The organism is Streptomyces turgidiscabies Car8 (genome assembly GCF_000331005.1).
GTDB classification, from domain to species: domain Bacteria; phylum Actinomycetota; class Actinomycetes; order Streptomycetales; family Streptomycetaceae; genus Streptomyces; species Streptomyces turgidiscabies.
The window spans coordinates 1-13,662 of record NZ_AEJB01000677.1 but is presented as its reverse complement, the minus strand read 5'-3'; the positions used below and the strand labels follow the sequence as shown (position 1 = coordinate 13,662).

The following is a 13,662-nucleotide window of genomic DNA, read 5'->3' as shown; positions in this document are numbered from 1 at the left end:
GACTTGTACTCGTTGTACTTCTTCAGACCGCCGTGGTACTCGGCCATCCACTCACGCGCGAAGGTGCCGTCCTGGATCTCGGCGAGGACCTTCTTCATCTCGGCCTTGGTGGCGTCCGTGATGATCCGCGGGCCGGTGACGTAGTCGCCCCACTCGGCGGTCTCGGAGACCGACCAGCGCATCTTCTCCAGGCCGCCCTCGTACATGAGGTCGACGATCAGCTTCAGCTCGTGCAGGCACTCGAAGTACGCGATCTCGGGCTGGTAACCGGCCTCGGTCAGCGTCTCGAAACCGGCCTTGACCAGCGCGGCCGTACCACCGCAGAGGACGGCCTGCTCACCGAACAGGTCGGTCTCGGTCTCCTCGGTGAACGTCGTCTTGATGACGCCGGCGCGGGTGCCGCCGATGCCCTTGGCGTACGACAGGGCCAGCGCGAAGGCGTTGCCGGTCGCGTCCTGCTCGACGGCCGCGATACACGGAACGCCGCGGCCCTCCTCGTACTGGCGGCGCACGAGGTGGCCCGGGCCCTTGGGGGCGACCATGCAGACGTCGATGCCGGCCGGGGGCTTGATGAAGTCGAAGCGGATGTTCAGGCCGTGGCCGAAGAACAGCGCGTCGCCCTCGCTCAGGTTGTCCTTGATGGACTCCTCGTAGACCTGGGCCTGCAGCGGGTCCGGGACGAGGATCATGATGACGTCGGCCTCGGCGGCGGCCTCGGCGGGGGTCACCACGCGCAGGCCCTGCTCCTCGGCCTTCGCCTTCGACTTGGAGCCCTCGTGCAGACCGACGCGGACGTCGACACCCGAGTCGCGGAGCGACAGCGCGTGGGCATGGCCCTGGCTGCCGTAACCGATGACCGCGACCTTGCGGCCCTGGATGATGGACAGGTCGGCGTCGGCGTCGTAGAACAGCTCGGCCACTTTGGGTTCTCTCCTTGAGTGCAGGTGTTGCGTCCCACCGTATGACGGCGGGCGGAAGTGAAGTTTCGGGGTCTCGGCATACGGGCGGCCGGTATCACCCGACCGCCCGAATCCGTGGTTATGCCGACCGGTCGAGGGCCCGCAGCGACCGGTCGGTGATCGAGCGCGCGCCGCGCCCGATCGCGATCGTGCCGGACTGCACCAGTTCCTTGATGCCGTACGGCTCCAGCATCTTGAGCATGGCGGACAGCTTGTCGCTGCTGCCGGTGGCCTCGATGGTCACGGCCTCCGGGGAGACGTCGACCGTCTTGGCGCGGAACAGCTGGACGATCTCGACGATCTGGGAACGCGTCTCGTTGTCCGCGCGCACCTTCACCAGAACGAGTTCACGCTGAACGGCCGAGCCGGATTCCAGTTCGACGATCTTCAGCACGTTGACGAGCTTGTTGAGCTGCTTGGTGACCTGTTCGAGGGGAAGCGCGTCGACCACGTTCACCACGATGGTGATGCGGGAGATCTCGGGGTGCTCGGTGACGCCGACGGCGAGCGAGTCGATGTTGAAGCCGCGCCGGGAGAACAGAGCCGTGATCCGGGCGAGGACACCGGGCTTGTTCTCGACGAGGACGGAGAGGGTGTGCTTGGACATGTCTCTGGGGTCTCTCTCGCTCAGTCGTCTTCGTTGTCGCCGAAGTCGGGGCGGACGTCACGGGCGGCCAGGATCTCGTCGTTGGAGGTGCCGGCGGCGACCATCGGCCACACCATGGCGTCCTCGTGGACGATGAAGTCGATCACGACGGGGCGGTCGTTGATCGAGTTCGCCTCCTCGATGACCTTGTCGAGGTCGTCCGGGGACTCGCAGCGGATCGCGTAGCAGCCCATCGCCTCGGACAGCTTGACGAAGTCCGGGACGCGGGTGCCCTTGGCGTCCGGGTTGACGTCGTTCGGGCCGGAGTGCAGGACGGTGTTGGAGTAGCGCTGGTTGTAGAAGAGGGTCTGCCACTGGCGGACCATCCCGAGGGCGCCGTTGTTGATGATGGCGACCTTGATCGGGATGTTGTTGAGCGCGCAGGTGGTGAGTTCCTGGTTGGTCATCTGGAAGCAGCCGTCGCCGTCGATCGCCCAGACCGTACGGTCCGGGGCGCCGGCCTTGGCGCCCATCGCGGCCGGGACCGCGTATCCCATCGTTCCGGCGCCGCCGGAGTTCAGCCAGGTCGCGGGCTTCTCGTACTGGATGTAGTGCGCGGCCCACATCTGGTGCTGGCCGACGCCCGCCGTGAAGATCGTGTCCTCGGGGGCGAGCTGTCCGATGCGTTCGATGACCCGCTGCGGGGAGAGCGAGCCGTTGTCGGGCTGCTCGTAACCCAGCGGGTAGGTCTCGCGCCAGCGGTTGAGGTCCTTCCACCACGCGGTGTAGTCCCCGGTCTGGCCCTCGCTGTGCTCCTTCTGCACCGCCTGGACCAGGTCGGCGATGACCTCGCGGGCGTCCCCGACGATCGGGACGTCGGCGGCGCGGTTCTTGCCGATCTCCGCCGGGTCGATGTCGGCGTGGACGATCTTGGCGTGCGGGGCGAAGCTGGACAGCTTGCCGGTGACGCGGTCGTCGAAGCGGGCTCCGAGGGCGACGATCAGGTCGGCCTTCTGCAGCGCGGTGACGGCGGTGACCGCACCGTGCATGCCCGGCATTCCCACGTGCAGCGGGTGGCTGTCGGGGAACGCGCCGAGCGCCATCAGTGTGGTGGTGACGGGCGCTCCGGTGAGCTCGGCGAGAACCTTGAGCTCGGCGGTGGCGTGTGCCTTGAGGACACCGCCGCCGACGTACAGGACGGGCCGCCTGGCGGCCGTGATCAGCTTGGCGGCCTCGCGGATCTGCTTGGCGTGCGGCTTGGTCACCGGGCGGTAGCCGGGCAGGTCGTGCGCCGGCGGCCAGGAGAACGTCGTCTGCGCCTGCAGGATGTCCTTCGGGATGTCCACGAGGACGGGTCCCGGCCGGCCGGTCGAGGCGATGTGGAACGCCTCGGCGATCGCCTTCGGGATGTCCTCCGCCTTGGTGACGAGGAAGCTGTGCTTGGTGATCGGCATGGTGATGCCGACGATGTCCGCCTCCTGGAAGGCGTCCGTGCCGATGGCCTTGGAGACCACCTGGCCGGTGATCGCGACCAGCGGCACGGAGTCCATCATCGCGTCCGCGATCGGTGTGACCAGGTTGGTGGCACCCGGGCCCGAAGTGGCCATGCACACGCCCACCTTGCCGGTGGCCTGCGCGTAACCGGTGGCCGCGTGACCGGCGCCCTGCTCGTGCCGGACGAGCACGTGCCGCACCCGCGTGGAGTCCATCAGCGGGTCGTAGGCGGGAAGGATCGTCCCGCCGGGAATGCCGAATACCGTCTCGGCCCCGACCTCCTCAAGCGAGCGGATGAGGGACTTCGCACCCGTGACGTACTCGGGGGCGGACTGCTGTCCTCCGGAACGGGGCCGCGGCTGCGGGTGACTGGCCCCGGTGGCCTGCTCGGTCATCGGCATTCTCTTCTCGATGCTGAGGGTTTTTGCGAGTTTTGTACGGTCTGCGTTGCTGTCCGACCGGTGCCGGTGCAACAAAAAACCCCTCGTGCCGTGAGGCAAGCGAGGGGAGCGCGCCGGGTGCGGTCGCTGGAAGTTCCGGGTCTGTCCGAAACGTTCACCAGCGTCAGCCGACGCGCTTTCCAAGTACGAGAATTCGGGTGCGCATAGGGTCGACCCTCCCCCCGGCACACACCGACTGTCAAGTGGGTGGGACGGGAGTCTCATTATGTGAACGGAGGGCTGTTCCGCCTCCGAAAACAGCGGGCACACCTGTACTTGTGTACACCCCGGAACCGCCGCCCGCGAACGCGGGCTCGGCCGGACCGTGCGGCACCGGATAGCGGCCGGTGGACAGGGCCCGGCGCAGCCGGTACTCGTCCAGCGGCCCGGAGAAGGCCATGCCCTGGCCGTGCGTGCAGCCCATCGCGCGCAGGGCGACCACCTGCTCCGGCAGGTCCACCCCGTCGGCCACGGACGGGAGCCCGAGGTCGGTGGCGATTCGGAGCAGCCCACCGGTGATCTTCCGCAGCCGCGTGGACTCGACGACCCCCTCGACCAGACCGCGGTCGAGTTTCAGTACGTCGACGGGGAGCCGGCGCAGCGCTGTGATCGGCGCGTAGCCACTGCCGAAGCCGTCCAGCGCGATCCGTACGCCGAGCAGCCTGAAGGCGTTCAGCCGGCGCTCCAGCTCGTCCAGGGAGACCCGGGGGTCGGTGTCGGTCAGCTCGATCTCCAGGGCGCCCGTGGGGAGCCCGTGGCGGGTCAGCAGGGTCTCGATCGACCCCAGGGGCAGGGAGCGGTCGAGGAGCCGCCGGGCGCTCATCCGGACGGCGACGGGTACGGCGAGCCCGGTCGCGGCGCGTTCGGCGGCCTGTTCGACGGCCTCCTCCAGCATCCAGCGGTCCAGCTCGGCGGTCTTCTCGCTGTCCTCGGTGACGCGCAGGAACTCGGCGGGTGTGAAGAGGACGCCCTGGGAGGAGCGCCAGCGTGCCTGGGCGGAGACCGAGGTGATCCGGCCGCTCTCCAGCGCCACGACGGGCTGGTGCAGCAGCGCGAACTCGCCGTCGTGCAGAGCGGCACGCAGGCGCGTGGCCAGCTCCGCCTTCCGTACGACGTCCTGCTGCATCTGGGGCGCGTAGAGCTCCACGCGGCCCTTGCCGGAGGCCTTCGCGCGGTACATCGCCAGGTCGGCGTTGCGCAGCAGCTCGCCCGCGCCGAGGCCGGGTTCGGCGAAGGCGACGCCGATGGAGGCGTTGACCCGGACATCGTTGCCGCCGATGTCGTAGGGCTGCGAGAGGGTGAGCCGCAGCCTGTTGGCCAGTTCCCCTATCTGGCGCTCGCGCGCGGCCCGGTCCCGGGTGCCGTCCCCGAGGATCAGGGCGGCGAACTCGTCACCGCCGAGGCGGGAGGCGGTGTCCCCGTAGCGGACCGCGTCGTGGAGCCTGCGGGCGGCCTGGACGAGCAGTTCGTCCCCGGCCTGGTGCCCGATGGTGTCGTTGACGGCCTTGAAGCCGTCGAGGTCGATGAAGAGGACGGCCGTGCCGCGGTCGGTGGAGCGGCGGCCTGACAGGGCCTGCTGCACGCGCTGGGTGAAGAGGGCGCGGTTGGGCAGGTCGGTGAGGGGGTCGTGCTCGGCGTTGTGCTGCAACTGGGCCTGGAGGCGCACCCGTTCGGTGACGTCCCGGCTGTTGAAGATGAGGCCGCCGTGGTGCCGGTTGACGGTGGACTCGACGTTCAGCCAGCCTCCCCCGCTCTCGCCTTCGGTCGAGCGCGATGTGCCCCCACCGCCGGCCTTGAAGCGGCACTCGATGCGGGTGGTGGGTTCCTCGTCGGGGCTGGCCGCGAGGAAGCGGCGCAGTTCGTGCACCACACAGCCCAGGTCCTCCGGGTGGATGAGATGGGCCAGCTCGGTGCCGACGAGGTCCTCCGCGGACCGTCCGTAGACCCCGGCGGCGGCCGGGCTGACGTACCGGAGCATCCCGCTGGGGGCGGCGATCATGATGACGTCGCTGGAGCCCTGCACCAGGGAGCGGAAGTGGTTCTCCTTCTGGGCCAGCTCCTGGGTGAGGGTGATGTTGTCGAGCAGCATGATGCCCTGGCGCACGACGAGCGCGAGAACGACGCCACCCGCGGTGATGAGCACCACGCGGTCGGGGCTGCGGCCGTTGAGCACGTTGTAGAGGATGCCGAGCGTGCACACGGCGGCGGCCAGGTACGGCGTGAGCGCGGCCAGCGAGCCGGTGATGGGCCGGGTGGCCGGGTACCGGCTGTGATCGCCTCCCGGTGCGGGCGGTCGCCCCTGCCCGGGTGCGGGCGGCCGGCCCTGACGGGGTACGGGCCGGGGTCCCCCGGGCCCGCCCGGGTGCTGCCGCGCGGGGCGGTGTTCGTGGACCACGCGCGTGTGCCCGTCGGACTCGCCCGGGCCGCCGTGGCCGGACCGGACCCATGGCGCGTACGCCAGGAGCAGCGAGCCCGCGAACCAGCCCGCGTCGAGCAACTGGCCCGAGTGGTAGCTGCTGTGCATCAGGGGCGAGGTGAACAGGGCGTCGCAGCCCACGGTCAGGGCGAGCGCGCCGATGGCGGTGTTCGCGGCGGACCGGTTCACCGTGGAGCGCCGGAAGTGCAGTGCGAGCACCATGCTCACGAGGGCGATGTCGAGCAGCGGGTACGCCAGTGACAGCGCGGCGTGCGCGACGCTCGGCCCGTCGAACCTCGCCGCCTGGGCGAGGGCCAGGCTCCACGACAGGGTGAGCAGCGAGCCGCCGATCAGCCAGGCGTCGAGAACCATGCAGACCCAGCCGGCCTTCGTCGCCGGCCGCTTGGCGAGGACCAGGAGTCCCACGATGGCGGGCGGGGCGAAGCACAGGAAGAACAGGTCGGCGAAGCTGGGGCTGGGCACCTCACGGTCGAGCACGATCTCGTACCAGCCCCAGACGAGGTTGCCCAGGGACGCCATGGTGGACGACAGGGCGAACAGCAGCCAGGCGGGTCGAAAGCGGATACGGCGGCGGGCGTAGAGGAAACAGGACACGGCCGCGACGGCCGCCGCGGCGCTCAGCCCGAAGTCGCCCATGATGAGGGCGAGTCGGGGAGAGCCCCAGCCGAGCGCGGAGCCGACGGCGTATCCCGCGCACACCAGGGCCAGGACGAGCTGCGTGACCAGGCTCGTCCCTTCGCCGGAGACCGGTCGGCGGGCCAGCAGTGCCCCGGGGGAACTCACCGGACGCTCCCGGTCCGCGGCGCGCCTGTGTCCCGCGCGTCCCACTGTCCCGGGTGCGTGCCGGCTGCCGGGGGCGCGGTGTTCGCGTGCCTCCGGCGACCGCTGTGCCGGCGGTGCTGATGATGGCTGCCGTGGCCGCGTCTGCACGCGGCCGTGCGCCAGGGTCGCTGTCGGCGGCCCCGCCGCGTCGGATCGTTCGTCCATAGGCCGTGCATCGCCCGTCGCCCCCCTCACAGTCTGAAATGTCCGTCCCCGGCGCCGAACGGTTCGCGGCGCAGCCCCTGTCGGGACGATACACCAGTCTCGTCACTCAGGGACATAGTTCCTCTACTCTCCGTGACGGCCGACGGCGGCAACGACACACCCCGCATACGGGGGAATGCGGAGGGTGCCCGAACCGGACTACGCGTCGGCCGCTCCCGTCGTAAGGATCACGTTGCGCAGCGGCTCCCGGTTCATGAAACGACTCAGCTGGGCCACCAGCAGCCTCTCGGCGCGTGGCCGGAACGCGGTTGTCGGGCCGCCGACATGAGGGCTGATGAGCACGCCGGGCGCCTGCCACAAGGGGTGTCCCGGAGGCAGCGGCTCCGGATCGGTGACGTCGAGGGCGGCCGTGAGGCGCCCGGACTCCAGCTCGGCGAGAAGGGCCTTGGTGTCGACGACGGGTCCTCGGGCGACGTTCACGAGCAGCGCGCCGTCCTTCATCCGCGCCAGGAACTCGGCGTCCACCAGCCCTCTTGTCTGATCGGTGAGGGGCGTGGCGAGGATCACGATGTCGGCTTCGGGCAGGAGGGCGGGCAGTTCGGTGAGCGGAAGCACCGGTCCGCGCGCCGTGGTGCGCTCAGAGCGCGCGACGCGCGCCACCCGCGTGAGCTCGAAGGGCGCGAGCCGGTCCTCGATGGCGGCGCCGATCGCGCCGTAGCCGACGATCAGGGCGCTCTTGTCGGCGAGCGCCGGCCGGAAGCCGCCCCGCCACTCCCCCTTGTCCTGCGCCCGCACGAAGTCGGGGATGCCCCGTAGCGAGGCCAGGATCAGGGCGAGGGTCAGCTCACCGGTGCTCGCCTCGTGCACACCGCGCGCGTTGCACAGCTGTACGCCGGGGCGCAGATGCCTGAGCCCCGGCTGCACGTTGTCGACTCCGGCGGACAGCGTCTGCAGCACCTGGACGCGGGTCATCTCGGGCAGGGGACGTACACAGACCTCCACCGACTTCATGTACGGCACGACGTAGAACGCGCAGTCGGCCGGATCCCCGGGATAGTCCTGATCGCCGTTCCAGAACAGGTAGTCGGGGCCTTCGGGCAGACCCTCGATCTCCTCCGGCGGGATGGGAAGCCACACGTCAGCAGTCATGGTCACGAGCGTAGGCGAACCCCTGTGCGTACAGAGGTTAGGTTTGGGGTGCAAGGAGAGAGAGGTTCACGACCACGTGGAGCGCAGGACGATCGGCGCGGCGGCGCTCGAAGTGGGGGCTGTCGGCCTCGGGTGCATGCCGATGAGCTGGGCGTACAGCGCCTCTCGGCGACGTGGCGAGGAGTCGGTGCGGGCCGTGCACCGGGCCCTGGACGAGGGCATGACCCTGCTGGACACGGCCGACATGTACGGCCCGTTCACCAACGAGCTGCTGGTGGGACGGGCGTTGCGGGAGCGGCGTGGGGACGCCTTCGTGTCGACGAAGGTCGGTCTGCTGGTGGGGGATCAGCACATCGTGGCCAACGGCCGTCCTGGCTACGTGAAAAGAGCGTGCGACGCCTCGCTGCGCCGCCTCCAGACGGATGTCATCGACCTCTACCACCTGCACCGCGCGGACCCGGAGGTGCCCGTCGAGGAGACGTGGGGCGCGCTGGCGGAGCTCGTACAGGCGGGAAAGGTACGGGCGTTGGGGCTGTCGGCGATGGGCGCGCCGCCCGAACGCCGGTCGGGGGCGCGGCCGTACGACGCGACGATCCGTCAACTGGAGCGGGTTCAGCAGGTGTTCCCGGTCAGCGCGGTGCAGGCCGAGCTGTCGGTGTGGTCACGTGAGGCGCTGGACGCGCTGCTGCCGTGGTGTGCGGCGCGCGGGATCGGCTTCCTGGCGGCGATGCCGCTGGGCAACGGCTTCCTGACCGGGACGCTGGTGCCGGGCGAGGGCTTCGAGCGGGAGGACATCCGGGCCCGTCATCCCCGCTTCACCGCCGAGATGACGGCCGCGAACCAGCCGATCGTGGCGGGCCTGCGCCGGGTGGCGGCCCGGATCGGGCCGGACGTCACGCCGGGCCAGGTGGCGCTGGCGTGGGTTCTCGCGCAGGGGCGGCACGTGGTGCCCGTACCGGGGGCGAAGCGGGAACAGTGGGTGGCCGAGAACGCCGGGGCGGCGCGGCTGCGGCTGACGGCGGCGGACCTGGCGGAGGTGGCGGGGCTGCCGAAGGCGCAGGGGTCGTGGGACTGATCCCGGCATCAGGCTTCGGGGATCGGGAACTCGTGGGGCGCGAGCGGTGTATGACAAGGAGAACCCGTCACTTCGAAGGGACCATGATCGTGCAACGTAGAGCTGTGACGGCCGTACTGGCCGCGGCCACGCTTCTGCTCGCGGCCGGCTGCTCCTCCGACGAGGGCGGGGGCGGTGGCTCGGGTGGTGTCGGTGACAGCGCGGCGCCGGACCGTACGAGTCCGGGCTCGTCCCCCTCCGCGCGAGCCACCGAGGACGTTCCACCGGCCAAGGGCTCGGTGAAGGTGGTCCGCACGGTCACCGAGGGCCTGAAGTCCCCCTGGGGGCTGGCCCCGCTGCCGGACGGCGATCTGCTGGTCTCCTCGCGTGACGAGGGCACGATCACGCGGGTGGACACGAAGACGGGAAAGAAGACGGAGCTGGGCGAGGTGCCGGGCGTCTCCGCGGCCGGCGAGGGCGGGCTGCTGGGCCTCGCGCTGTCTCCTTCGTTCGCGTCGGACCACATGGTCTACGCGTACTTCACGACGGAGTCGGACAACCGCGTCGCACGCATGCTGTACGAGGAGGAGAAGCCCGCGGGCGAGCAGCTGGGCGCCCCGAACACGGTCTTCCGGGGCATCCCGAAGGGCTATATCCACAACGGCGGCCGGATCGCCTTCGGCCCCGACAGGATGCTGTACGCGGGCACGGGCGAGAGCGGCGACACCGGCCTCGCCCAGGACAAGGCGTCGCTGGGCGGCAAGATCCTGCGCCTGACCCCGGAGGGCGAACCGGCCCCGGGCAACCCCTTCCCCGACTCCCCCGTGTACTCGTACGGGCACCGCAACGTGCAGGGCCTCGCCTGGGACGCGAAGCAGCGGCTGTTCGCCTCGGAGTTCGGCCAGGACACCTGGGACGAGCTGAACCAGATCAAGCCGGGCGACAACTACGGCTGGCCGGAGGCGGAGGGCGACAGCGACGACGGCGCGTTCCACAACCCCCTCGCCACCTGGCACACGGACGACGCCTCCCCCAGCGGCATCGCCTACGCCGAGGGCTCGGTGTGGATGGCGGGGCTCAAGGGCCAACGTCTGTGGCGCGTCCCCCTGAAGGGCACCGAGGCCGCCGCCGACCCCCAGGCATTCCTGGAGGGCGAGTACGGCAGGCTCCGTACGGTCGTGTCGGCGGGGGGCGACAAGCTGTGGCTGGTGACGAGCGAGACGGACGGGCGGGGGTCGCCCGAGGGCGGCGACGACCGGATTCTGGAGCTTCAGGTGACCTGAGGCGGGTCGGACCGATCCGGCTCGTCCGTCACCTGCGGCTGCTCGTGCGGGCGTATGACGACCTTCCCGGACGTGAGGTCTATCGGCCCGTGTCCGGGGTCTCCGTCACCGACGTCCTCGCGGGTCAGCTCCAGGCGGTTCTGCTCGTCGCTGGTGTGCTTGCGTCCCGGGGCGAAGAGCTCCTCGAACATGTTGAACACGGGGCCTCCCACGGTCCTGGGTCCCTTGCAGCGTAACTCCCGGCCTCAACCGGCGGTCCGGGCCGGGATCGCTTCCGGCGGGAACAGCCCCAGCCGGTGTGCCACCGCCGCCGCCTCGCCGCGCCCGGAGACGCCCAGCTTGGCCAGGATGTTGGAGACGTGGACGCTCGCCGTCTTCGGGGAGATGAAGAGTTCCCCGGCGATCTGGCGGTTGGTGCGGCCGGCGGAGACCAGACGCAGGACGTCCCGTTCACGGCTGGTGAGGCCGAGGGACTCGGCCGGGTCCGCCCCGGGCCCGGGCGAGGTGCCCGGCGAGGTGCCGGTCGGGGTGAGGCGGGCCCGCCTGGCGAGGAGGGCCACGGCGCCGGCGAGGGGGCGGGCGCCCAGGTGGTCGGCGACGGTGGCGGCCAGGCGGAGCAGTTCGGTCGCCCGGTCGCGGTCGTCGGGCTCGGCGCCGTCCGTCAGCAGTGCCTCGGCGAGGCGGTGGCGGACGCGGGCGAGGTCGTAGGGGCGGTCCAGTGTCTCGAAGGCGGTGACGAGCCGGGACCAGGTGTCGGGGGTGGCCGTGCCGTCGGCGCGCTGGAGTTCGGCGCGGACCCACTGCTCGTGGGCGAGCCAGACGGGGGCGCCCGTGGTGAGTGTCTTGACCGTGTCGAGGATGCGGGCAAGGGTCTCGGAGCGGCCCGGCCCGGCGCTGGGCAGGGCACGGGCGTCGGCCTCGGCGGTGGCGGCGGCGAGGAGCAGCGGCCAGGCGTAGCGGTGGGTGCCGGGCGGGAAGCCGGTGTCCAGGGCGTGGCCCAGTACGGTGCGGACGTCGAGGAGGCGGCTCTCGGCGGCGGCGACGCCGATGGTGATCTGGGCGAGCAGCAGGTCGTGCTGGGGCATGGGGTCGTGCGTGCCGAAGTGCTCGTGTGCGGTGGCCAGTTGGCGCGCGGCATCGGGCAGATCGCCGCAGTCCAGGGCGAGCCGGGCCAGGCAGACGGCACCGCCGCCCTGCGGCTTGTTGCTGTGGCCGCGCCGCAGCGCGTTGGCCGCGGCGTCGGCGGCCTCGTCCCACCGGCCGAGCGAGTACAGCGACTCGGAGAGGTTGCACCACACCCAGGCCTCGGAGTCCAGCAGCCCGAACCTACGGGTGTAGGCGACGCCCTCCTCCAGGATGGGGACGGAGTCCCGGGAGCGGCCGACCGCTTCGAGTCCGGAGGGGAGGTTCACGTACGCGCGTCCGGCGACGAAGAAGATGTTCTCCGCCACCGACCTCTCCTTGACCGCCCGCATCTCCGCGAACCCGGCCTCCGTGGCCCCCGCGTCGACCAGGAGGCCGCCGTGGGTGAGGCGGGCGTGCAGCTCGGTCTCGTCGGCGCCGACCATACGGGCGTACTCGACCGCCTGTTCGGCGGCGGCGAGGGCGGCGGGGCCCGGGCAGTGCAGCATCGACCAGATGGCGGCGCTCGCCAGGACCTCGGCGTGGACCTCCGAAGGCGGCAGGCCGCGTACGAGTTGTTGGGCCGTGTCCAGTTCCTGCCAGCCGTCGCCACGGGACAGGGACTGGACCAGCCGGGAGCGCTGGCACCAGAACCAGGCGGCGCGCAGAGGGTCGCCGTCGTCCTCCAGGAGGTGCAGCGCACGCTTGATGATCTTCAGGGCGCGTTCGCGTTCCCCGCACAGCCGGCCCGCGACGGCGGCCTCGGCCATGAGGTCCATGTAGTGCAGCGGGGTGGTGGCCGGGTCACAGCCGCAGGGCGGGTAGACCTCGGTGTAGTCGACGGGGCGCAGGGTGGTCCGTACGGCGTCGGGGGCGGCGTCCCAGAGTTCCATCGCCCTTTCCAGGAGCCGTAGTTGCTCGGAGTAGGCGTACCGGCGGCGGGCGGTGACCGAGGCGTGCAGGACGGCGGGCAGGGCCTTGGCCGGGTCGTGGGCGTGGTACCAGTAGCTGGCCAGGCGCATGGCGCGTTCGTCGGCGGGGACGAGCGTCGGGTCGGCCTCCAGTGCCTCGGCGTAGCGGCGGTTGAGGCGGGAGCGTTCGCCGGGGAGCAGGTCGTCGCCGACGGCCTCGCGGACCAGGGAGTGGCGGAAGCGGTAGCCGTCGCCGGCCGGGGTGGCGAGCAGGAGGTTGGCGCCGACCGCCGCGCGCAGCGCCTCGATGAGGTCGTCCTCGGCCAGCCCGGCGACGGCGGCCAGCAGCCGGTACTCGACGGTGGAGCCGCCCTCGGCGACGAGCCGGGCGACCCGCTGGGCGCTCTCGGGCAGGCTTTCGACGCGGACGAGGAGCAGGTCGCGCAGAGTGTCCGTGAGCCGGGTGCGGCAGCCCTCGTGGGCGGCGACGGCGAGTTCCTCGACGAAGAAGGCGTTGCCGTCGGAGCGGCCGAAGATCTCGTCGACCTGGGCCGGTTCGGGTTCGGCGGCGAGGATGCCGGCGATCTGGCGGCCCACCTCGGCGCGGTTGAAGCGGCTCAGCTCGATCCGGCGGACCGTGCGCAGCCGGTCCAGTTCGGCGAGCAGGGGGCGCAGCGGGTGGCGGCGGTGGACGTCGTCGGCGCGGTAGGTGGCGAGGACGACGAGGCGCCCGGTGCGCAGGGTGCGGAAGAGGTACGCGAGGAGGTGGCGGGTGGAGGCGTCGGCCCAGTGGAGGTCTTCGAGGGCGACGACGACCGTGCGGTCGGCGGCCACGCGTTCCAGCAGGCGGGCGGTGAGTTCGAAGAGGCGGGCCATGCCCTCCTCGTCGTGCCGTCCGGTGCCGGTCTCGCCCAACTCCGGCAACAGCCGGGCCAGTTCCTCCTCCTGTCCGGCAGCGGCGGCGGCCAACTCCTCGGGCAGTGCCCGCCGTAGGGCGCGCAGGGCGGTGGAGAAGGGGGCGAAGGGCAGCCCGTCGGCGCCGATCTCGACGCAGCCGCCGAGGGCGACGACGGCACCCCGGCCGACGGCCGCGTCGGCGAACTCCTCGACCAGCCGCGTCTTTCCGACCCCGGCCTCCCCGCCGAGCAGCAGCGCCTGCGGCTCACCGGAGGCGGCGCGGGCGAGCGCGTCGTGCAGCACCCCCAACTCATCGGTACGACCGACGAACACCGGACAGACG

At 71.3% G+C, this 13,662-nt stretch carries 9 protein-coding genes; 2 read left to right on the top strand and 7 right to left on the bottom strand.

Features of this window, described 5'->3' with window-relative positions; genetic code table 11:
* The 5 genes from ilvC to STRTUCAR8_RS46960 form a co-directional block, all read right to left on the bottom strand.
* Positions 1-920, bottom strand: a 920-nt coding sequence (gene ilvC, locus STRTUCAR8_RS46980) for a ketol-acid reductoisomerase (RefSeq protein WP_006383592.1), incomplete at its 3' end; no start/stop codon positions are given.
* Positions 921-1,038: 118 nt separating this feature from the next.
* Positions 1,039-1,566 carry an acetolactate synthase small subunit gene (gene ilvN, locus STRTUCAR8_RS46975; protein WP_006383584.1) on the bottom strand — a complete coding sequence of 176 codons (528 nt, stop codon included), beginning with the start codon at positions 1,564-1,566 and terminating at the stop codon, positions 1,039-1,041.
* Between the two features lie 20 nt (positions 1,567-1,586).
* The gene (locus tag STRTUCAR8_RS46970) at positions 1,587-3,434 is read right to left on the bottom strand and encodes an acetolactate synthase large subunit (RefSeq protein WP_006383583.1); all 1,848 of its coding nucleotides are present in this window, start codon (positions 3,432-3,434) and stop codon (positions 1,587-1,589) included.
* Positions 3,435-3,678: 244 nt separating this feature from the next.
* Positions 3,679-6,699, bottom strand: coding sequence for a putative bifunctional diguanylate cyclase/phosphodiesterase (locus STRTUCAR8_RS46965; RefSeq protein WP_006383591.1), 3,021 nt, complete (start codon positions 6,697-6,699; stop codon positions 3,679-3,681).
* A gap of 402 nt (positions 6,700-7,101) precedes the next feature.
* Positions 7,102-8,052, bottom strand: a complete 951-nt coding sequence (locus STRTUCAR8_RS46960; RefSeq protein WP_044474102.1) for a 2-hydroxyacid dehydrogenase — start codon at positions 8,050-8,052, stop codon at positions 7,102-7,104.
* A gap of 76 nt (positions 8,053-8,128) precedes the next feature.
* Between STRTUCAR8_RS46960 and STRTUCAR8_RS46955 the strand changes: the two genes are divergently transcribed.
* Both STRTUCAR8_RS46955 and STRTUCAR8_RS46950 read left to right on the top strand, forming a co-directional pair.
* A complete protein-coding gene (locus STRTUCAR8_RS46955; protein ID WP_006383586.1) occupies positions 8,129-9,127 on the top strand; it encodes an aldo/keto reductase in 999 nt (332 codons plus the stop codon).
* An 83-nt stretch (positions 9,128-9,210) separates the two neighbouring features.
* On the top strand, positions 9,211-10,389 hold the full coding sequence (locus STRTUCAR8_RS46950; RefSeq protein WP_234372648.1) for a PQQ-dependent sugar dehydrogenase: 1,179 nt from the start codon (positions 9,211-9,213) through the stop codon (positions 10,387-10,389).
* Here STRTUCAR8_RS46950 and STRTUCAR8_RS46945 read toward each other — a convergent pair.
* Together STRTUCAR8_RS46945 and STRTUCAR8_RS46940 are read right to left on the bottom strand one after the other, a co-directional pair.
* A complete protein-coding gene (locus STRTUCAR8_RS46945; protein ID WP_006383585.1) occupies positions 10,377-10,589 on the bottom strand; it encodes a DUF6191 domain-containing protein in 213 nt (70 codons plus the stop codon). The two genes, STRTUCAR8_RS46950 and STRTUCAR8_RS46945, sit on opposite strands and share 13 nt — an antisense overlap.
* A gap of 45 nt (positions 10,590-10,634) precedes the next feature.
* The coding region (locus tag STRTUCAR8_RS46940; protein ID WP_006383590.1) for a helix-turn-helix transcriptional regulator at positions 10,635-13,662 on the bottom strand (3,028 nt) is incomplete at its 5' end.

Excerpts from the sequence above, each read along its gene's own strand:
- ilvN (WP_006383584.1), bottom strand. The coding sequence starts at position 1,566 with ATGTCCAAGCACACCCTCTCCGTCCTCGTCGAGAACAAGCCCGGTGTC.
- STRTUCAR8_RS46970 (WP_006383583.1), bottom strand. The coding sequence starts at position 3,434 with ATGACCGAGCAGGCCACCGGGGCCAGTCACCCGCAGCCGCGGCCCCGT.
- STRTUCAR8_RS46960 (WP_044474102.1), bottom strand. The coding sequence starts at position 8,052 with ATGACTGCTGACGTGTGGCTTCCCATCCCGCCGGAGGAGATCGAGGGT.
- STRTUCAR8_RS46950 (WP_234372648.1), top strand. The coding sequence starts at position 9,211 with ATGATCGTGCAACGTAGAGCTGTGACGGCCGTACTGGCCGCGGCCACG.